This is a genomic window from Pelagimonas phthalicica (genome assembly GCF_004364805.1).
Classification (GTDB): domain Bacteria; phylum Pseudomonadota; class Alphaproteobacteria; order Rhodobacterales; family Rhodobacteraceae; genus Pelagimonas; species Pelagimonas phthalicica.
This window is the reverse complement of record NZ_SOAP01000001.1, coordinates 1542935-1564447: the sequence shown is the minus strand read 5'-3', so window position 1 is coordinate 1564447 and position 21513 is coordinate 1542935. Positions and strand designations below refer to the sequence as shown.

Below are 21513 nucleotides of genomic sequence, written 5' to 3'. Positions count from 1 at the left end.
CCCTTATAGCGAGCAAGACACGCAGCCTTGCACCTCGGTCCCTTCCAGGGCCTCTTGGCGCAGACGCACGTAATAGATTGTTTTGATGCCTTTTTTCCAGGCATATATCTGGGCGCGGTTGATGTCGCGTGTTGTGGCCTCGGCCGGAAAGAACAGGGTCAGCGACAGGCCTTGATCCACATGTTCGGTGGCCGCGGCGTAGGTGTCGATCAGCGCTTCTGGCCCGATTTCATAGGCGTCGCGATAGTATTCCAGGTTCACATTGTTCATGAAGGCTGCCGGGTAATACACCCGCCCGATTTTGCCCTCTTTGCGAATCTCGATTTTCGATACGATCGGGTGGATCGAGCTGGTCGAGTTGTTGATATAACTGATCGATCCGGTGGGCGGCACCGCCTGCAAGTTACGGTTATAAAGCCCGTGTTCCATGACATCGGCCTTCAGCGCCTCCCAATGGGCGCGGGTTGGCAGATCGTGGCCCTCAAACAGCTTGGCGACCACGTCGCTTTCGGGCAGCCAGTCGCGAGTGGTGTATTTGTCAAAGAAGCTGCCGTTTGCATAGTCGGATTTGTCAAAATCGACAAAGGTTGTGCCGTGCTCCTTGGCCAAGTCACAAGAGGTCTTGATCGCGTGATAGGCCACAGCGGCAAAGTAGACCGAAGTGAATTCGACCCCATCGGCGCTGCCGTAATGGATATGTTCGCGCGCCAGGAAACCGTGCAGGTTCATCTGACCGAGACCAATCGCGCGGCTTTCATCATTGCCCTTGCGCACGGATGGCACCGAGTCGATGGCCGACATTTCAGACACCGCCGTCAGCGCCCGGATCGATGCACCCACTGTGCGACCCAGATCCCGACCATCCATGGTCTTGGCGATGTTGAGCGAGCCCAAATTGCAGGAAATGTCATTGCCCATCTTGTTATAGCCGAGGTCATCGTTGAACTCGGACGCGGTGTTGACCTGCAGGATCTCGGAGCACAGGTTCGACATATTGATGCGACCCGCAATCGGGTTCATCCGGTTCACTGTGTCCTCGAACATCACATAGGGGTAACCGGATTCAAACTGGATCTCGGCGATGGTCTGGAAAAACTCGCGCGCATTGACCTTGGTCTTGCGGATGCGTTTGTCTTCGACCATCTCATGATATTTCTCGGTCACCGAGATTTCCGAAAACGGCAGGCCATAGACCCGTTCCACGTCGTAGGGCGAGAACAGGTACATATCGGCGTTTTTCTTGGCCAGTTCAAAGGTGATGTCGGGGATCACCACGCCAAGGCTCAGCGTTTTGATGCGAATCTTTTCGTCAGCGTTTTCGCGTTTGGTGTCGAGAAAGCGCATGATGTCGGGGTGATGCGCATTGAGATAGACCGCACCAGCCCCCTGGCGCGCTCCTAATTGGTTGGCGTAGGAAAAGCTGTCTTCGAGCAGTTTCATCACCGGGATCACGCCAGAGGATTGGTTTTCAATGCCTTTGATCGGCGCGCCGTGTTCGCGGATATTGCTGAGCAGCAGGGCCACACCGCCGCCGCGTTTGGACAGTTGCAGGGCCGAATTGATGCCGCGCCCGATGCTTTCCATATTGTCTTCGAGACGGAGCAAGAAACAGGAAATCAGCTCACCCCGAGACTTCTTGCCAGCGTTCAAAAAGGTTGGGGTGGCGGGCTGAAAACGTCCCTCAAGGATTTCTTCCATAAAGGACATTGCCAGTGCTTCGTCGCCGCGCGCCAGGGTCAGCGCGGTCATGACAACGCGGTCCTCGTAGCGTTCAAGAAAGCGTTGCCCGTCGCGGGTTTTCAGCGTGTAAGAGGTGTAATATTTGAATGCGCCCAGGAAGGTTGGGAAACGGAACTTTTTCGCATAGGCCGCATCCCAGATCGCGCGTTGGAAGTTCTTGGAATACTGATCCAGAACTTCGACCTCATAATACCCCTCATCCACCAGATAACCGAGCTTTTCATCCAGCGAATGAAAGAACACGGTGTTCTGGTTCACATGCTGCAAGAAATACTGCCGCGCCGCCTTGCGATCCGCGTCAAACCGGATGTTGCCCTCAGCGTCATAGAGGTTCAACATCGCGTTTAGCGCGTGATAATCTTGCTCGTTTACGCTGCTGTCGAGCATGGGTGTCTCCCTAGTTTTTCAAGCCCTGCGCGGACGCGGGCGATATCGGTGTCGGTGCCGGCCAGCTCAAAGGTGTAGAGCAGCGGGACATTGCATTTCTGGGCGATGATGCGACCGGCCAGGCCATAGGTCGCACCAAAATTTCGGTTACCAGCGCCGATCACCCCAAGGATCCCCTCGCGACGTTCTGGATCATTCAAGAACCGAATGACCTGTTTTGGTACCGCCCCGCGCCCTTCGCCATCGGCATAGGTGGGGCAGATCAGAACATAGGGGGACTGGGGGAATGGCAGCTGGTCCATCTCAGCCGAAAGGCGCAAAGCCGGAAGGCCCAGCCGCTGGATAAAGCGATGGGTGTTTCCAGATTTCGATGAGAAGTAAACCAGCGCCGGGATCGACGCTGACATGGTTTAGGACAGTTGAGCAATCATGTCCGGGCGGAAGCCGGACCAATGATCAGACCCGGCCACCACAACAGGAGCTTGGCGATAGCCCAGACCGGTCACATGATCCATGGCGCTGTCATCCTGAGTCAGATCGATCACGTCATAAGAAATACCCTTGGCATCCAGCGCGCGCGTGGTTGCGGTGCATTGTACACAGGCGGGTTTTGAATAAACGGTGATGCTCATCTGTCCTCTTCTCCGTTGTATAGATCCAAGGACGCCACGGTTTTTTGACCGTTTTCAACACGCCCCCGAACCCTCCGTTCGTGGTTATTCACATGCTTGCGGCAGGTCTCCTGACTTGCGGTTATATGTTTGGCTGACCTTCCCGAAAGCACGCTTTCAGTGGCGAATTCAGCCGCACAAACCGCTTACAGTTGCGGGGGCAGTGCCAGATTTTCACTGGTTTCCCTCTTAGCTTTCAACAGGAATCGAAAGAACCGAAGCAACACGATATTGGGGTTTGAGGGGGCTGGATGTCAACATATAGATTTAACCGCCGGCGCATTTTGTTTTGTTGACAACTTTGATTCCAGTGCGGCGCTTGGTTCACGTGCTGTAGCTTGGGCCGCTTTGGAATGCCAGTGGTCATGTACTATCCGCCTAGGCAATTGTCGCCGTCGCTTGCATGGCCAAGGCCCCATCCTGACGGCGCACCCAAAGGTCAAAGGTTTTTCCATCCGCACCGGGAGAGCCATGAATCGAGAAGGTTTCGTTGTCAAAGATCGGTGCTAAGGCGCGAAAGGCAAAGCTCTGCACCGTGGCTTCGGGATGTTCGCGACGCAATAAGTCCAAAAGCAACGTGGCCAGCAGGGGACCATGCACAACCAGGCCGGAATAGCCTTCGGTCGTGGTGCAAAAGGGGTGGTCGTAATGGATGCGGTGCCCGTTAAAGGTCAGCGCCGAATAGCGGAACAGCAGGACGGGATCCGGGTTAATGGCGCGCGAAAAGGCGCTGCTGTCCGGAGCGGGTTGGGGGTGCGGGGCAGGTGCATCCGGGGACGGTTTGGCGCGATAGACGATGTCATGATCTTCGTCGATGCACAGGGTCTGATCGTCAAAAACCTGATGGCCAACATTGACAAAGACCAGCGGTCCGGACCGCCCGGTTTTGGTTGTGACTGACTTGACCGTCGATACTTTGCGAAGCGTCTGCCCAATCGCCATGGGGGCGTGAAAGGTCAGATTGCTGCCCGCCCACATACGCCGTGGGAGCGGTACAGGCGGGAGGAATCCCCCCAAGGCTGCATGCCCGTCATAATTGGTGTCCGACAGTTTGAAGATCGGCAGGAAATGCAGCCAATGCCACAAAGGTGGGAGAGTGCTGCCGTCGCCATAGTCCGGATCATCCCGATCAAGCGTGGCCGCCAAAGCGTTGGCCGGGAAAGGGGCAATCCGTTCTTCGCGGGTTTCCGTGCGACCCACCCAATCTTGAAAATCCATCTTTGCATCACTCCTTGGCCCGCCACTGAGTTTTGCACGATTTTTGCCTTCGGTGAATTCGCGTTTTGGGAAAGTTGTGTTCGTGATAGTTTAAGGCAATGAAACTTGATCTTGTCGACCTTGGGTTATTCGTGAACATCGCAGAGAGCGGGAATCTGACCCATGGCGCCAGTAAATCGTTTCTGTCGCCCCCAGCCGCCAGCGCCCGGATCAAAGCCCTTGAGCAAGAGGTGGGACGCCCGTTGCTTGTGCGGGAGAACAAAGGGGTGCGTTTAACGGCGGATGGGCAGACCTTTTTGCGTCAGGCGCGTTTGGTCTTGCGGCAGGTTGATTTCATGCAAGATGAAATGTTGGGGGCCGGCCGTATCCGCCTCTTCGCGAATACCACCGCTGTGACCGAGATTTTGCCGGATGTTCTAGCCGGATTTCTCGCAGAGCGCCCGGGGGTCAAGGTTGATCTTCAGGAACGCACGACCAGTGAAGTGATCCGCGGCGTTACCGAAGGTGTGGCGGATCTGGGTGTCGTGTCCGGTGACGTCCCCATGACAGGACTAGAGGTCACACGGTTTTCCGAGGATCGGCTGGTTCTTGTCACGCCGGCTGACCATCCAGCCCTTGGTGCGCGGTCCCTGAGGTTAGAGGACAGTTTGGCATATGATCATGTCGGGTTGCATGACGGCAGCACGTTGAACAGATTCTTACGAGGCCAGGTTCCGCATGGAGGGTATGAGCGCAGTCTGCGCATCCAAGTGCGTAGCTACGAAGCCATGTGCCGCATGATCGAGGCCGGGGTGGGCATTGGAGTGATGCCGGTATCCGCAGCATGTCGGCACGCGGCTGTTATGAATGTGCGCATGACTTCACTCAAAGATAGCTGGGCGCTGCGGCATCGGTCCATTTTGGTCAGAGATCGACGTGCCCTGTCCGGGATCTGTAAGGCCTTGATGGATCACCTCATTGCGAAGGGCGATACCGTCGAACAGGGCTGAATTTTACCGAAGTACCCGCGTTACGACCGAATTTGCCGCAGGCTTGGCAAAATAATCTTCATTCAAAATCAGCAAAGAATGGGATATGCGGGCAGCAAAACGAGGGTTTGATCGGAGCGTGATCTTGCAACATCTCTCGTTTTTGTATACAACGGCATACAGCAAGCTTGTCCCGGGCGCGCCAAAGGATTCGCAGACCGTGGTCAAGCTAACATCGCACTCTAGACTTCTGGGATGAACATGAGCTTGTACACTGATTATCTGGCCGAGATTGAAACGCGCAAAGAGCAGGGTTTGAACCCCAAACCCATCGATGACGGAGCCCTGACCGCAGAGTTGATCGAACAGATCAAAGACACCGGCAACGAGCACCGCGAAGCGTCGCTGAATTTCTTCATCTACAACACGCTGCCCGGCACCACGAGCGCCGCAGGCGTCAAAGCGGCGTTCCTGAAAGAAATCATTCTGGGCCAGGCCGAGGTTGCCGAGATCACTCCGGAATTCGCCTTTGAACTTCTGTCGCACATGAAAGGCGGCCCATCCGTTGACGTGCTGATCGATCTGGCGCTTGGTGATGATGCTGCAATCGCGGCATCGGCTGCGGGTGTTCTCAAGACTCAAGTCTTCCTCTACGACGCAGACATGGCCCGCCTGAAAGAGGCGCTGGATGATGGCAGTGCCGTCGCCAAAGAAATCCTGGAAAGCTACGCCAAGGCAGAGTTCTTTACCGATCTTCCTGAAGTCGACGAAGAAATCAAAGTCATCACCTATATCGCGGGTATCGGTGATATCTCGACCGATTTGCTGTCGCCCGGTAACCAGGCGCATTCGCGAGCCGACCGTGAACTGCACGGCAAATGCATGATCTCGCCCGAAGCTCAGGCCGAGATCGAAGCGATGAAAGCGGCTCACCCTGACAAGCGCGTCATGCTGATCGCTGAAAAAGGCACCATGGGTGTTGGGTCTTCGCGGATGTCCGGCGTGAACAACGTGGCGCTGTGGACCGGTAAGCAAGCCTCTCCTTACGTGCCCTTCGTCAACTACGCGCCTGTTGTTGCAGGCACCAACGGCATCTCGCCGATCTTCCTGACGACAGTTGGCGTGACCGGCGGCATCGGCATTGACCTCAAGAACTGGGTCAAGAAAACCGACGCGGACGGCAATGTTGTCGAAGATGAAAACGGCGACGCGGTACTGGAAGAAGCCTATTCGGTTGCAACCGGTACCGTGCTGACCATCAACACCAAAGACAAAAAGCTGTATGACGAAACCGGCACCAAAGAGCTGGTCGATATCTCTTCTTCCTTCACTCCGCAGAAAGTGGAATTCATGAAGGCTGGCGGCTCCTACGCTGTGGTCTTTGGTAAAAAGCTTCAGACATTTGCCTGTGAAGCGCTGGGCCTGCCGCTGGAATCTGCCTTTGCGCCGTCCAAAGAAATTAATGTCGAAGGTCAGGGCCTGACCGCCGTTGAAAAAATCTTTAACCGCAACGCGCTGGGTGTGAAAACCGACAAGCCGCTGCATGCTGGTTCTGACGTACGCGTCAAGGTCAACATTGTTGGGTCTCAGGACACCACCGGCTTGATGACCATGCAGGAACTGGAGGCCATGGCGGCCACTGTCGTGTCGCCATCCGTTGATGGGGCGTACCAGTCCGGCTGTCACACCGCCTCGGTTTGGGACCTCAAGGCGCAGGCCAATACCCCGCGTCTCATGAAGTTCATGAACGACTTTGGTGTTGTTACTGGTCGTGACCCCAAAGGTGTTTACCACCCGATGACCGACGTGATCCACAAGGTCTTGAACGACATCACTGTTGATGACCGCGCGGTTATCGTGGGCGGCGACAGCCACACCCGTATGTCCAAGGGCGTCGCCTTTGGCGCGGATTCGGGCACCGTTGCGCTGGCGCTTGCCACTGGTGAGGCCTCGATGCCGATCCCTGAATCGGTCAAGGTGACCTTTAAGGGGCAAATGGCCGACCACATGGATTTCCGCGACGTGGTGCACGCCACACAGGCGCAGATGCTGGATCAGCATGGTGACAACGTCTTCCAGGGCCGCGTGATCGAAGTTCACATCGGCACTCTGTTGGCGGACCAAGCGTTCACCTTCACCGACTGGACTGCGGAAATGAAGGCCAAGGCCTCTGTCTGTATCTCCAACGATGAAACGCTGATCGGCTCTCTGGAACTGGCGAAATCGCGCATCCAGATCATGATCGACAAAGGCATGGAGCATGAGAACGGCACGCTGGCGCGTCTGCTTGACCTTGCTGACAAGCGTATCGCCGAGATCAAGTCGGGCGAAGTGCCTGCGCTGACCCCGGACGCGGACGCCAAGTATTTTGCTGAGGTTGTTGTTGATCTGGACCAGATCGTCGAGCCGATGATTGCTGACCCAGACGTTAACAATGACGACGTGTCCAAGCGGTACACCCACGACACCATCCGACCAATCTCGTTCTACAAGGCCGAGAAAAAGGTCGATCTGGGCTTTGTTGGCTCCTGCATGGTGCACAAGGGCGACATCAAGATCGTGGCACAGATGCTGCGTAACCTTGAAGCCGCCAAGGGCAAAGTGGAGTTCAAAGCTCCGCTGGTTGTGACCGCGCCGACCTACAACATCATTGACGAGTTGAAGGAAGAGGGCGACTGGGAAATCCTGCAGAAGTATTCCGGGTTTGAATTCGACGATGCCGCGCCGAAAACCACGGCTCGGACCGAGTATGAGAACATTCTCTATCTCGAACGCCCTGGCTGTAACCTCTGCATGGGTAACCAAGAAAAGGCCGCCAAAGGTGACACCGTTCTGGCCACCTCCACCCGCCTGTTCCAAGGCCGTGTTGTGGCTGACTTGCCCGAGAAAAAGGGTGAATCGCTGCTGGGGTCGACCCCGGTTGTTGTTCTCTCGGCGATCCTGGGCCGCACCCCAACGCTTGAGGAGTACAAGACCGCCGTTGAAGGCATTGACCTGACCAAGTTCGCTCCGCCGCTGGTCAAGCCGATTGATACCAAGTCGGTCCACTTCTAAAGACCACAACCAAATTCAAGATCAAGGGCACCTTTCCAAGGTGCCCTTTTTCGTTTTTGCAGTCTGACGTAATTGGCCTCTCTGCCTTGCGACCCCTTGCTTCGTTTCTGACATTTGTTAAGGCATAGGCAGGATTGTTATCGCTAACCTGCCGCGATGGCCCGCCTGAGTTGACACCCAAGGACACCCCGATGCCACACACCTTGAACGACGCTGATCACCAGAACTGGCTCCGCAAAGAAGCGCGCGCGCAGTTTGCGTTCTTTGCCAATAGCTGTCATCCGCAGGGTGGGTTTCATGTGCTTGGCATGACCGGGGCGCCTTTGTCAGACAGCACGCAGGTTCTGCACACGACCACGCGATTGGTCCACAGCTATACCTTGGGCAAACATGCCGGTGTTGCCGGGGCGGATCGGATCATTGATCAGGGTGTTCAATACCTGCTGTCTGGCCACAGGGACGCAGACAATGGCGGCTATGCCTGGGCCGTTGGCCCTGACGGTTTTGTCGATGGGCGCAAACTGGCCTATGGGCATGTCTTTGTCTTGCTGGCGGCCTCTGCCGCGACTCATGCCGGTCATCCCGACGCCAAGACCCTGTTCGACGACATTGACCAAATCCTGGATCAGTATTTCTGGGATGATGAGGCGGGCCGGTTTGTCGATGAGTTTTCGCAAGATTGGTCAGAGCTGAAACCCTATCGCGGCATGAATGCCAACATGCATGGGGTCGAGGCGCTGTTGGCTGCCTTCGAAGTCACAGGGTCGGAAAAGTATCTGACGCGGGCGGGGCGCATTTTGGCGTTCTTCTTTGATCAGATGGCCCCCAATTATGGCTGGCGCTTGCCCGAACATTATGATGCGCAATGGGTAGTTGATAAGAGTTTTGCCGGCAATCCGATGTTCCAACCCGCAGGAACCACCCCGGGTCACTCCTTTGAGCTTGGGCGTCTGTTGATCCAATACTGGGATCTGGCCGGTCGGGTTGATGAAACTGCGCTCAGTAAGGCGCGGCAGGTGATCTACCGCGCGTTGGAGGATGCCTGGGACAAGGAAAAAGGCGGTTTTGCCTATACCTTGACGTTTGACGGAACGGTTGATGTGCCCAACCGCTATTGGTGGCCTGTGACTGAGGCAATCGGGGCGTTGACTGCGCTTTCAAAGGTTGACCCAAAACCCGAGGATGGCGAATGGTATCGCCGTTGCTGGCAATTTGCCGAGGCACATTTCATGGATGAGACCGGCGGTTGGATTCCCGAGATTGACAGCGACGGCAAACCAGATGCGACGCAGTTTGACGGCAAGCCAGACATTTATCACGCCATTCAGGCCACTTTGTTGCCTTTGGTCCCCGGCGTGTCGCGGCTTTATGATGAGGTCAAAACCATTTCGCTCTGATCCGAAATAAGTGGTTACCACAAAGCCCGCCCAGGATACTTGGCGGGCTTTTCTATGCTGAGTGCACTGGTCGCCTTGGGGTTAGTGGCGCTGATCTCAGCTACGGCTCATGGTCAATCCGGGCGAATGAAAAAAATTTCACGCACGGTGTTTGTATCGCAAAGCGGCCAAGGCAATAACGTGTTGTCAGGTCGCGCAGATATGCTGTCCAAACGACCAAACGCGATGGAAGAGGCACAGAAATGGAGCAGGCTTGGGCTGAGGGGGAGGCGCTGGTGCGGTGGAATGTGGCCGCGCTGCAATCTCGTGCCTATCCCGGCTCGGCGCGTCCTATGCCTGACGTTGTTGACTATCGGTTTGAGAACGGTTGGACCGCGACCGGGGATCTTCCCTGCCGCGAAGCGTTGCGTGCAGAAATTGCGGCTCGGTCGGTCGATCTGCCAGAGCTTTCCTTTGACGAGGTTTATCTTGGCGGTGATGGCGGCGACGTTGATTTTTCTACCTTCTGCCATTTGCCAGAATGGCGCGTCCGCCATGCCCGAGTCACCCTGTCATCCGCCACCGAACAGGTGCTCCGCCTCAACGTGGTGACGGCTGGGGCCGTGCATATCTGGCGCGGTGCCGACTTGGTCCATCGTTTCGAACCTTTTAGTCGCAATGAAAAACAACACTCCGAATTCGAGATGCATGTGCAGGCAGGTGATCAGCCGCTGACCGTGCGTTTTGAGGATTTGCACGAACGGGATACGATTTTTGGGTTCCGATTGCAGTTGTTGCAGGGGCAAGGCCTATCGACGCGGATCGCCTGCGACGCGCAACCGACTGAAATAGCCGAAGCAACCGCCCTGCTCGAAGGGTTGCGGACTCTGGAAGTCTTTCACGAAACAAGCAAGGTCAGTGTGACGTCCGACGCCCTGTCGCAAACGCCATTTGAGCTGGTTTGTCTGGATCTGGATGATCAGGGCGGGCGGCTCTCGCGTGATCATCCGAGCTTTGACATCACTCTCCCAACCGGATGTTTTGGCCTGCGGTTTGGTATCGCGCTGGGTGGCACGATGCTGACTGCGGGGGTGGGCTCAACCGTTTTGACCGGGATGGGCAGGCTTGACCAATCCTGTTTTGAGACCCGCAAAACCGCGCTTTTGCAAAACCAGCAAAGCGGCGATGATATTGTCAATGTTCTGCTGGCGCTGAGCCAAGGCGAGTGGAACACATCCGTTCAGGCGATCTTTAATGAATCGCTAAAGCAAGTGGAACAACGCTACGATTGCGCTGATTTCCGGATGATGAGCCTGCTCTGGATCTGGGATCGGCTGCGTTCCAGGTTGCCCGCAGGACATGCAGATCGGTTGCGCAATGCAATTCTTGGCTTTCGTTATTGGATGGATACGCCGGGCGATGATGTCATGTGGTTCTGGAGCGAAAACCACGTGCTGTGCTTTCACATTGCCGAGCATTTGGCCGGGCAGATGCTGCCCGATGCGATCTTTGGCAATTCTGGGCTGCGTGGCACAGATCACCGAGATCAGGGGGCAACGCGCCTGCATCGATGGTTTGATGCCATAGACGAACATGGTTTGGCCGAGTGGAACTCAGCCGCCTATTACCCGATCAATTACCGCGGGCTGTTGGCGCTTTATACGCTGAGTCAGGATGAAGATTTGCGAGGCCGGGCCAAAACTCTGTTGGATCGTATTTCGCTGATGGTTGCCTTGCATGCGACGGGCGGAGTCTCGGCCGGGACGCAGGGCCGGATCTATGAGAAAGAGCTGCTGGCCGGGCCGATGACTGAACTGGGGGCAATCGCAAGCCTGATGTTCGGGGGCTGGCATGTGCCCGGCAAAGATGCCGCAGCCGTGATGCTGGCCCTGTCCGAGTATCGCCCGCCCGAGCGTTTGACCGGGCTGGCACATCCCAAGCCAGGAACCGTATTGCGCGCGCAATATGTTCAAGGGCTGGAGGGCGGTGCGCATCTGGCTTTGTTCAAAACACCTGCCGTGCAACTGTCATCTGTCGTGCAGCACAAAGCGGGGCAGGCCGGGCATCAGCAACATGTGCTGGATGTGCAATTTGCCAGTGATCCCATGGCGCGCCTTTGGATCAATCACCCCGGAGTCCTGCGCCCATGGGCCGAAGCGCGCCCATCTTTCTGGGCGGGCAATGGCCGTTTGCCCGAGCTTGTTCAGCAGGATGAAACTGCTGTGCTGCGCTATGAGCTACGCGATGGCGACATCGGTTTCACGCATCTCTTCCTGCCGGTGGATCGGTTGGATGAAGTTGAAATCAGCGATCATTGGGTGTTTGCGCGCGCAGGGGCGGGCTTTGCCGCGATTTGGAGCGCGGGCGTTTTGGAACAGCAGAAAACCGGGCTCTACGCGGGTTATGAGCTGCGCCAAGCTGGCCCTGTTTGCGGTTGGGCTGTGATGGTCGGCGACAGTGGCCAATGTGATTTCAACAGTTTTAAAGAGCACGCGCGGGCAATGTCACCCAGATTGGGCGCGGGTGATATAACCATCACAACGAATGTCGGCATCTGGGGAACAGGATCGGCTTGCCCTGTGCCCAGTTCCACAATTCCAAAGATAGAAGAACGCCAAATGCCCAAGGGGCGTTGGACAATTCAACAGGGTTCTCGATCATGAGTATTGACGCATTGCAGAGCAATATCGACGCGCTGTCCCTTGGGTTTCGTCGCCTGAAAGGGATTGGCGATAATGGTGATGCGAGCAGCGAAGAGATTGCCTTTGACGAATGGGATTGGGAAGTTGGCGTTGGCCTATACGGAGAAGCGCGCGCTGCACTGGAACAAAAAGACACGGCCAAGATTGCCCGGCTGGAACGGTGGTATGATTGGCAGATCGGTCGCGGGTTGCCGCGCCCACAGGTGAATTCTACCGCGCCCCTGCTGGCCCTGAGCATCTTGGCCAAACACAACCAACGGGATGATTGGTGCCGCGTGATCGAAGATTGGGCCACTTGGCTGGTCAATGAGATGCCCAAGACCGAAGAGGGTGGTTTTCAGCATACGGTTAAAGAGCGCGACAATGATCGTCAGCTTTGGGATGACACCCTGTTCATGGCGGTGCTGTTCCTTGCCTCGGCGGGCGAATTGTTGGACCGGCAGGATTGGATTGATGAAGCGCATTACCAATTCCTGACCCATGTGCGGCATTTGGGGGACGTGCAGTCGGGGCTATTCTTTCACGGTTGGAACTTTATTGGTCGGCATCACTATGCCCGCGCGCTTTGGGCGCGTGGGAATGCGTGGCTGACCATTGCCATTCCGGAACTGTTTCGAATTTCGCCCCCCAACGCCGTGATTGCCCGTTACCTGACCGAAGTCCTGCAAACGCAGGTCAAAGCCTTGCAAGATTTTCAGGGTCCCAACGGCATGTTCCACACATTGCTGGATGATCCGCAAAGCCCGGTCGAAGCCTCGGGAACCGCTGGGATTGCCTATGGGGTATTGGCCAGCGTGCGCCTGGGCTTGTTGGATGAGAGTTATCTCAAAATTGTTGAGCAGGCCCGCGCCGCGATCCAATCCCGGATTGGTGACGATGGGTTCTTGCAGGATGTTTCGGATGGGACGCCGATGGGGCCGGACCTGGACTTTTATCGCAAGATCCCCAACCTACCGACCCCTTACGGGCAAGCGCTTGGGTCGCTGTTCCTATTGGAGTTGCAACGCCACGAGGCAAGCCAAGCTTAGGGTCCTGACCCTAACCCAGATGCGGCCCGGTGGTGGAGCCGCGCACGATAATCTTGCAACCCAATTCCACCCGCCGGGCCGAACGTTCGTTTTTGGGCAGGGTGCGCGCCTCTTCCAGCAGGTTTAGCGCCACCTGTCCAATTTCCTCCATGGGCACGTGTACCGTCGATAGCGGTGGGTTCTGACGTTTGCCAATCTCAACATTGTCAAACCCCAGCACCGAGACATCGCCAGGCACCTTGACTCCCGATTTAGCCAAAGCATCCATGACCCCGATGGCCACATTGTCTGCTGAACAGAAAAAGGCGGTAAAGGGCAGGGGGCGGCGCTGAACGGCCAACCAGTTCAACATTTTCTGCGTCACGATCTCAGGCCGAAAGGTTTCCACGTCAATGATCGCACCGGGCGGCATGTGATAGCCGCTAGCGCGATAGGCATCGAGAAAACCGTATTTACGATGTTGCCCGATCAACCGCGTGCCATAGGTGACATGGGCAACACGGCGATGCCCGAGTTGGAACAGGTAGTCGGTGGCCATTTGGGCGGCAAAGCGATTGCCGGGGGACACCGTGTCGACTCGCATAGACGGATCCTGCCCGGACAGGATCACAATCGATGGGTCAAGACCGTGAACGGCGTCGATCAAATCCGTTCCATCATCCTGCATGATCGCAACCCCCTGCGGGCGGTGCTTTTCTATCGCGGCAACCAGGCTTTCGGGGATGATTTTATCGCCTTTGTCGATATGCGGGATAAGGCGAATGGATCGCGCCCGGCATTCCTGTCGAAAGGCGTTTAGCATCGTCCAAGAGACATAGTTGCGGTCTGATTTCGGGAAATTTGCCTCGCTGGCGGATAGCAAGACGGTGGGTAACAAGGCCACCGCAGCCTTGCGCCGACGCTTGGCGAGATATCCCAACTCGCGCGCAGCCGAGAGGATTCTTTGCGAAACCTCGGGACTGATCGGGGCGGTTCCGTTCAACACATGGCTAACAGTACTTGGCGCAACTTCTGCAAGCAGCGCGATGTCCTGAATTCGCGGGGTTTTGGCCATGTCTTTATGCCTTGTTCGGGGGTGTTTGGGTGCTGGACCTCAGAGATTTATCCTTTGATTTCAGCGCCCAACAACATTGTCTCGCCGCTTCAACTCCACAAAGGGAAAAGCATGAAATAAATTTCATACGCCTTTCTTGTGCGCAAGGCAATCACCGGAAATTTTAAAGCGCAACTGAGGAGGAGCGCCAGATCGGATGAGGAGGTCCGGGTGTGCCCGTCGTCAGGCTGACCTGAAAATGGAGGAATTCTATGCGACACACCTGGCTGAAACCCGCCACCGCCCTCGCGCTGGTTTTTGCGGCGCAATCCGCCGCTGCGCTTGACGAGGCTCCCATGCTGGCGGAGCAAGTCGCGGCAGGCACGCTGCCCCCGGTTGAAGAGCGTCTGCCGGAAAATCCCCGCGTGATTGATGTGGCGAACTCCATTGGTCAGTACGGCGGCACCTGGCATCGCGCCTTTAAGGGGCCATCGGATCGTTGGGGCCCCACCAAGCTGATGGAAGAGCGCGTGTTGCGCGCCGTCATGGATGCGGATCAGAACATTTCTTATGTTCCGGGCTGGGTCGAAAGCTATGCCGCTAACGAAGATTCCACCGTCTTTACCTTTACCCTGCGCAAGGGGCATCGCTGGTCTGATGGCGCGCCAGTCACCACGCGTGATGTGAAATTCTGGTATGATGACGTGTTCAACAATCGCGAGATCATGCCCGCGGTGCCAGCGCTTTACACCGCTGCAGGTGAGCCGATGGCGCTGGAGATCGTGGATGATCACACCTTTACCGTGACCTTTGCCGCGCCTTACCCTCTGTTCCTGACCGTTCTGGCCAAAGAATCCACCGGCAAGCCGGGGCTTGATCGTCCTGGCTTTATCGAGCCGTTCCACTATCTCAAGGATTTTCACCCGACCTATGCGGATGAAGCCAAGCTGGCGGCGGTCATGGAAAAGCACGGTGCCAAGAAATGGACCGACCTGTGGGATTCCAAAGGCCAGATCCAGGCCTGGTGGTTCAACCCGGATATGCCGGTGCTGACCGCATGGCGCGTGGCGACACCTCCGCCGGCAGATACCGTGGTTATGGAGCGGAACCCGTATTACTATGGCGTTGATGCTGAGGGGAACCAGCTGCCCTATATTGATCGGGTCGAGCACCGCCTGTTCCAGGACACCGAAGCGTTGAACCTGATGGTTGTGCAGGGCGAGATTGACCTGCAACAGCGTCACCTGAACGCCAATGACTTTACCCTGTTCAAGGAAAACGAAGCGGCGGGCGATTACGAGGTTGTGACCTGGACCAAGGCGTCGACCTGGACGATTTATCCCAACCTCAACACGCCAGATGAGACGTTGCGCGCTTTGTTTGACGACAAACGAGTGCGTGAGGCACTGAACATCGCCATTGATCGCGAAACCATCAATGAATTGTCTTTCTCGGGTCTTGGCGAAGCCCGTCAGGCCGGTCCGGTTTCCGGGTCTCCCTTCTTTGATGCCGAGCTTGAAAAAGCTGGCACTGTCTGGGATCCGGACCGCGCGAATGCGCTGCTTGACGAGGCTGGTCTGACCGAGCGTGACAGCGACGGTTTCCGTCTGCGCCCGGATGGCAAGCGCCTGACGCTGGTCATTGAAACACGCCACAACCCGTTGCTCTCGGTTCTGGAGCTGGTGCAGGCCGATTGGGCCGAGATCGGGGTAGAGGCGCTGGTGCGCAACTTGGATCGCACCCTGGTGCAACAGCATGTCGAGACCGGTGAATTCGAACTGGTTCTGGACAACTTTGACCGCTCTTCGATCATCACGGCTGATCCAGTTCGCTTCCTCGGACGATATGGCTTTGCGCATAACTATTTCAAATGGTGGAGCAGTGCCGGGAATAACGGGGTCGAGCCCCCCGCCGATCACCCGATCCGCGATATCTGGGCCGCATGGGAAGCGGCCCAGTCAGCGGGCTCTCTGGATGAGGCCAACGCCCATGCGCAGGATATGGTCAGTGTCTTCCGCGACAATCTCTGGACCATTGGCTTGATCGGCGAAACACCCGCCATCTTTGTCAAATCCAACGAAGTCGAGAATTTCCCGGCCGGTCTGATCGATGACGACGCTTTGCGCGGCATTGGTCTGGCGCAGGCGGCGCAGTTCTACTTCAAACAAGACTAACGGCAGTCGACTCCCGGAACTGTCCCCGAGTCTGGCGATCCTGGTCGCCAGACTCACTTGCCCTCAGGGCCTTGCCCGCTTGGGGCAAGACGTCAAAAAGGAACACCCGATGCTGTGGTTCATCCTGAAGCGCATTCTGTGGTCGATACCGACAATGGTGCTGATCTCGATTGCGACCTTCATCATCATTCAGCTTCCTCCGGGCGACTATGTGACCGCCTATATTGCCGAGCTGGAAGAGACCGGTGAATCGATTTCGGCATTAGAGGCCGTCGAGTTGCGCAAGAGCTTTGGCCTCGATCGCCCGATGATCGTTCAATATTGGGATTGGATCAGCAATATCGTGTTTTATGGCGATTTTGGCCTGTCGCTGGATTGGAAGCTGCCAGTGTCGGATCTGCTGTGGGATCGCATTGCGCTGACATTGATGATCTCGACCCTTTCTTTACTGCTGACCTGGGTGATTGCCATTCCAATCGGGGTTTATTCGGCGACACGGCAATATTCGGTCTTTGATTACGTGTTTACGGTCCTGGGTTTTCTGGGCCGCGGTATCCCGGATTTTCTTTTGGCGCTGGTGCTGATGTGGATGGGCTTTGCCTATTTCAACTTCCATGTTGGCGGGCTGTTTTCACCTGAGATGGCAGATGCGCCATGGAGCCTTGCCAAATTCTGGGATCTGCTGGTTCATCTTTGGGTGCCTGTCGTTGTCTTGGCAACGGGCGGGGCGGCCGGCCTGTTGCGTGTCATGCGCGCCAACATGCTCGAAGAGCTGGGCAAGCCCTATGTGGAAACCGCCTATGCTCAGGGCATGGGCGAACGCGAAGTGGTCTGGCGCTACCCGGTGCGCGTCGCGCTGAACCCGTTCTTTTCTACCGTGGGCTGGGCTTTGCCTGCGTTGATCTCAGGCGATGTGATCACTGCGGTGGTGCTGAACCTGCCAACCACCGGGCCGCTGTTGCTGCGCGCCCTGCTGAATCAGGACATGTATATGGCCGGAGGCTTTATCCTGATCTTGTCGATATTCACCATCATTGGAACGCTGCTGTCAGACATTTTGTTGACCCTGACAGACCCGCGTATCCGCCATGCATAACGGGGGTGACATGACGGATACCAATGTGACTGACATGGATAAGACCCAGGTTATCGACACTGCTCGCCCCATCACTTTGATGTGGTGGCGGTTCAAGCAACACAAATTGGCGCTCTGGTCGCTTTATTTGATCGGGTTCCTGTATTTCGTCGCGGCCTTTGCCGAGTTCCTGGCCCCCTATGATCCATTCAAGCATTCCAAACTGCACGCCTATGTGCCGCCGCAACAGGTGCATCTGTTCCACGAAGGCAGTTTTGTCGGGCCGTTTATCTACGGTCTGGACCGCAAGCGTGACCCCGAAACCGCGCGTTTGATTTTTAGCGAGGACACCGCCAAAGTCCTGCCGATCAAGCTGTTCCATCGCGGTGACAGTTATCATTTCTGGGGTCTGTGGGAGACGGACCTGCACCTTTTCGGCATCGAAGGAGGGCGGCGTGATCGGCTTTACCTGCTTGGCTCGGATTCCTTGGGGCGGGACCTGCTGTCGCGGTTGATCTATGGCGGGCGGGTGACACTGTCGGTGGGCCTGATCGGCGTATTCTTCAGCTTTGTGATCGGGATCACGCTGGGCTCGATCGCTGGACTTGTCGGTGGGCGCGTGGATGCCGCCATCCAACGGGTGGCCGAATTCGTGCGCTCCATTCCGACCATCCCGCTCTGGTTGGGGCTGGCGGCGGCTTTGCCGATCCATTGGGACCCGATTTTTGTGTATCTGCTGATCACGGTCATTCTGGCGCTCATTGGCTGGACGAACCTTGCCCGTGTGGTGCGCGGTCATTTCATGACCATCCGCAACCAGGATTTTGTTCTGGCCGCACAATTGTCGGGGGCGAAACCCAAACGGGTTGTCACCCGTCATATGCTGCCCTCAATGACATCCTATGTGATTGCGGCTGTGACGCTGGCCATTCCCGAGATGATCCTGGGCGAGACATCGCTGTCTTTCCTTGGGCTTGGTTTGCGCCCGCCGGTGGTCAGTTGGGGGGTGTTGCTGCAAGACGCGCAAAACCTGCGCTCCATCGCCTTGGCTCCTTGGCTACTGGCTCCGGGTGCTGCGATTGTTGCGACCATTCTGGCGTTTAATTTCCTCGGCGACGGTCTGCGCGATGCAGCCGATCCCTATCAGAAATAGGGGGCGATCATGCGTAATCCGGAAAACCTGTTGGAAATCGAGAACCTTAAGGTCTCGTTCCAGATGCGGAACTTTACCCTGGACGCGGTCAAGGGCATCGACCTGTCAATCAAACCCGGCGAAGTGGTTGGGGTGGTTGGCGAAAGCGGTTCGGGCAAATCCCTGACCGCGCGCGCCATCCTGAACCTGATGCCGCGCACGGCGCAGACGGCTGGGTCGGTCAAGTTCAAGGGGCGCGATGGCGTGGTCTCGGTCCTGGATCACGGCCGCGAAAGCCGCACCATGCGTGAGCTGCGTGGTGGCCAGATCGGGATGATCTTTCAGGAACCCATGACGGCGCTGTCGCCGGTGCATTCCATTGGCCAGCAGGTGATGAAGACCCTGACCCTGCATACCGATCAACGCAAGAAAGCGTTGGAGGATCGCGCTGCTGAGTTGATGGACCTGGTGCAACTGCCAGACCCGCGCGGGATGCTGAAAAAGTACCCGCACCAGCTTTCGGGTGGGATGCGTCAACGGGCGATGATCGCCATGGCCCTGTCCTGCAACCCCTCGCTTTTGCTGGCGGATGAACCCACCACCGCGCTAGATGTGACGACCGAGGCGCAAATCCTCAACCTGATCCGTGGCTTGCAAGAGCAGTTCAATATGGGCGTGATGTTCATCACCCATAATTTTGGCGTCGTGGCCGAGCTGGCGGATCGTGTCACGGTGATGAACCATGGCATTGTCGAAGAGACCGGCACCATTGATGAGATCTTTTACGAACCCAAAGCGGCCTATACGCAAAAGCTACTTTCCTTGATCCCGCGCCTGCCGGAATATGCCATGGCTGACAATGTCGAAGCTATCCCGGCGCAACCTGCCGCTTTCTCAAAGAAAGCGGATGAGGATGTGGTACTGAAGGTTGAGAACCTCAAGATGTACTTTCCCACGCAGAAAGATTGGCGCGGGCGGGTGACCGAACAGCTGAAGGCGGTGGATGATGTGAGTTTCACCATCCGGCGTGGCGAAACCTTTGGGTTGGTTGGGGAAAGCGGGTCGGGAAAATCCACCGTCGCCCGCGCCATTCTGCGCGCCTATCAGCCAACCGCCGGCACCGTGTCTTTTCAGGCTCCGGACGGTAACTTCCATGAGTTGACCGAGCTGCAAGGCGACCGGCTGCGCAGGATGCGCGCCCATATGCAGATGGTGTTTCAAGATCCCTATTCCTCGCTCAACCCGCGAATGACGGTGGAGCAGTTGATTGGTGAACCGATGGTCAATCAGGGGGAGACCAATCAGAAACTGATCCGCGAAAAGGCAGCGGCGTTACTGCATCAGGTCGGGCTGAAACCCGATATGTTATCACGCTACCCCCATGCCTTTTCCGGTGGCCAGCGTCAGCGCATCGGCATTGCCCGCGCCCTGGTGACGAACCCGTCCTTTGTGGTGCTGGATGAAAGCGTTTCGGCGCTGGATGTGTCCATTGCTGCGCAGACCATCGACCTGCTGCGCGAGTTACAAGAGACGTTGAAACTGACCTATCTGTTCATCACCCATGACCTGTCGATGATCGCCAATTTCGCCGACAATATCGGTGTGATGCAAAAGGGAAAATTGGTCGAGGCCGGGGATACGGTGAGCTTTTTCGCCAACCCGCGCGAGGCATATTCGCGTCGTTTGCTGAATGCGGTTCCCATCCCTGATCCGCGCCGGGCCCGCCGGTTGCAGGCACGTCGCGAAAAAGAGGCGCTATCGGCATGAGCATTGATCCCATTTTGGATGAGGCCCGCAGCTTTGCGCCTATTTTGCTGCTGGATCGGGCAGAACCGTTTCGCCCGGGGCAAATTGGCGTGCATGCCTTTCAGGCGGATGGGCCTTCTCCCAGCTCCAAGTTCCACGTCACGTTGCGCGGTGAGATCTGCTATGAATATGCGATCTTTTGGGATCACGACATTTGCCATACCTACGATCTGGAACATGTCTGGGTGCATGTGGCAGAGGGAAAGGTCATCGCGGTCGAAGCCACCTTTCACGGCAGCCGACATGAGGTGTCTCTGGTCTTGGCAGATGGGCAGCCGCTGATCTGGTGTGAGGCCGGCGCACATGCACATTTTCGCAATCGCGCCCATCGCGACCAGATGGCCGAGGCAACGCGCCTCACCTGTGGCAGTTCTGCAGGGCATGGCGGCATCCATACCGGCAATCCTTTTGCGCAAGACTGGACCGAGATCACCGCCGCCGACCACCGCTTGGCCAAACTCTATCTGCAACGGTTGCAATTCACACCCTGCTTTGGCCATGGGTTGGCTGTCGATCTGGCTGATGTGCCGTTTCTGCCCGCCACCGACCTTCCGGTTTTTATCAAGGCCCGGATGGAGATCCTGCTGGGCAAGCTGCGCACACAGACACCACATATGCCTGCGATCTTTTTTGATTGTGGTGATACGCTGGTGGACGAAGGCACCGAGATCAAGCGCGATGATGGCAGTGATGTGGTGATCAGCGCCGAGCTGATCCCCGGTGCGGAAAAGGTCGTTCGTGACCTCCATGACATGGGCTACCGATTGTGTCTTGTCGCGGATGGTCCGCGTGAGACATTTGAAAACGTGTTGAAACCCTCTGGCCTCTGGGATCTGTTCGAGCAGTATGTGATTTCCGGCGATGTTGGCGTGCACAAACCCGATGCTCGTATGTTTGAGGTCGCGCGGGAAAAGATGGGGCTGACCAAAGATCAGCTGCGCTATGTCCCGATGATTGGAAACAACCTGGAGCGTGATATTCTGGGGGCGAACCGGGCCGGGCATCCGTCTTTCTTTTTCGATTGGTCAGATCGCCGCCGCCGTATTCCCGAAACCGAAGACGAACAGCCCACGGTTCAATTTTCCCGGCTAGAGGTGCTGGTGCATATTTTGCAGCTCTTTGAATTCTCGCTCAGCAAGGATCCCTAAC

The 21513-nt window shown here is 56.7% G+C and carries 15 protein-coding genes and 1 riboswitch; of the genes, 10 read left to right on the top strand and 5 right to left on the bottom strand.

The window, feature by feature from the left end:
- Positions 1 to 3: 3 nt before the first annotated feature.
- From nrdE to CLV87_RS07660, 4 genes are all read right to left on the bottom strand, one after another.
- Positions 4 to 2127, bottom strand: a complete 2124-nt coding sequence (gene nrdE / locus CLV87_RS07675; protein ID WP_099242241.1) for a class 1b ribonucleoside-diphosphate reductase subunit alpha — start codon at positions 2125 to 2127, stop codon at positions 4 to 6.
- Entirely contained in the window at positions 2109 to 2522 is a 414-nt protein-coding gene (gene nrdI / locus CLV87_RS07670) for a class Ib ribonucleoside-diphosphate reductase assembly flavoprotein NrdI (protein WP_099244618.1), read from the bottom strand. The genes nrdE and nrdI overlap by 19 nt, the downstream gene beginning before the upstream one ends.
- Before the next feature lie 15 nt (positions 2523 to 2537).
- Positions 2538 to 2759 carry a glutaredoxin-like protein NrdH gene (nrdH, locus tag CLV87_RS07665; RefSeq protein ID WP_099242243.1) on the bottom strand — a complete coding sequence of 74 codons (222 nt, stop codon included), beginning with the start codon at positions 2757 to 2759 and terminating at the stop codon, positions 2538 to 2540.
- An 83-nt stretch (positions 2760 to 2842) separates the two neighbouring features.
- Positions 2843 to 3033: riboswitch (cobalamin riboswitch) on the bottom strand.
- A gap of 143 nt (positions 3034 to 3176) precedes the next feature.
- Positions 3177 to 4016, bottom strand: coding sequence for an FAS1-like dehydratase domain-containing protein (locus CLV87_RS07660; RefSeq protein WP_099242246.1), 840 nt, complete (start codon positions 4014 to 4016; stop codon positions 3177 to 3179).
- Positions 4017 to 4114: 98 nt separating this feature from the next.
- Here CLV87_RS07660 and CLV87_RS07655 point away from each other — a divergent pair, with 98 nt between their 5' ends.
- From CLV87_RS07655 to bglB, 5 genes are all read left to right on the top strand, one after another.
- Complete coding sequence (locus CLV87_RS07655; protein WP_099242248.1) at positions 4115 to 5005, top strand: LysR substrate-binding domain-containing protein; 891 nt, start codon at positions 4115 to 4117, stop codon at positions 5003 to 5005.
- 240 nt (positions 5006 to 5245) lie between these two features.
- Positions 5246 to 8038, top strand: a complete 2793-nt coding sequence (locus CLV87_RS07650) for a bifunctional aconitate hydratase 2/2-methylisocitrate dehydratase (RefSeq protein WP_099244620.1) — start codon at positions 5246 to 5248, stop codon at positions 8036 to 8038.
- A 191-nt stretch (positions 8039 to 8229) separates the two neighbouring features.
- Positions 8230 to 9435 carry an AGE family epimerase/isomerase gene (locus tag CLV87_RS07645; RefSeq protein WP_099244622.1) on the top strand — a complete coding sequence of 402 codons (1206 nt, stop codon included), beginning with the start codon at positions 8230 to 8232 and terminating at the stop codon, positions 9433 to 9435.
- Between the two features lie 242 nt (positions 9436 to 9677).
- Complete coding sequence (locus tag CLV87_RS07640) at positions 9678 to 12077, top strand: hypothetical protein (protein WP_099242250.1); 2400 nt, start codon at positions 9678 to 9680, stop codon at positions 12075 to 12077.
- A complete protein-coding gene (gene bglB, locus CLV87_RS07635; RefSeq protein WP_099242252.1) occupies positions 12074 to 13144 on the top strand; it encodes a beta-galactosidase BglB in 1071 nt (356 codons plus the stop codon). The genes CLV87_RS07640 and bglB overlap by 4 nt, the downstream gene beginning before the upstream one ends.
- A 10-nt stretch (positions 13145 to 13154) precedes the next feature.
- Here the strand turns inward: bglB and CLV87_RS07630 are convergent, their stop codons facing one another.
- A complete protein-coding gene (locus CLV87_RS07630; RefSeq protein ID WP_099242254.1) occupies positions 13155 to 14198 on the bottom strand; it encodes a LacI family DNA-binding transcriptional regulator in 1044 nt (347 codons plus the stop codon).
- Positions 14199 to 14449: 251 nt separating this feature from the next.
- Here CLV87_RS07630 and CLV87_RS07625 point away from each other — a divergent pair, with 251 nt between their 5' ends.
- From CLV87_RS07625 to CLV87_RS07605, 5 genes are all read left to right on the top strand, one after another.
- On the top strand, positions 14450 to 16351 hold the full coding sequence (locus CLV87_RS07625) for an ABC transporter substrate-binding protein (protein WP_099242256.1): 1902 nt from the start codon (positions 14450 to 14452) through the stop codon (positions 16349 to 16351).
- A gap of 109 nt (positions 16352 to 16460) precedes the next feature.
- Positions 16461 to 17447 carry an ABC transporter permease gene (locus CLV87_RS07620; RefSeq protein ID WP_099244624.1) on the top strand — a complete coding sequence of 329 codons (987 nt, stop codon included), beginning with the start codon at positions 16461 to 16463 and terminating at the stop codon, positions 17445 to 17447.
- 10 nt (positions 17448 to 17457) lie between these two features.
- Positions 17458 to 18579 carry an ABC transporter permease gene (locus CLV87_RS07615; RefSeq protein WP_235871867.1) on the top strand — a complete coding sequence of 374 codons (1122 nt, stop codon included), beginning with the start codon at positions 17458 to 17460 and terminating at the stop codon, positions 18577 to 18579.
- A gap of 9 nt (positions 18580 to 18588) precedes the next feature.
- Entirely contained in the window at positions 18589 to 20325 is a 1737-nt protein-coding gene (locus CLV87_RS07610) for an ABC transporter ATP-binding protein (protein ID WP_099242258.1), read from the top strand.
- Positions 20322 to 21512: an HAD family hydrolase gene (locus CLV87_RS07605; RefSeq protein ID WP_099242260.1), complete on the top strand. Its 1191-nt coding sequence runs from the start codon at positions 20322 to 20324 to the stop codon at positions 21510 to 21512. Before CLV87_RS07610 ends, CLV87_RS07605 begins: the two co-directional genes overlap by 4 nt.
- Position 21513 lies beyond the last annotated feature (1 nt).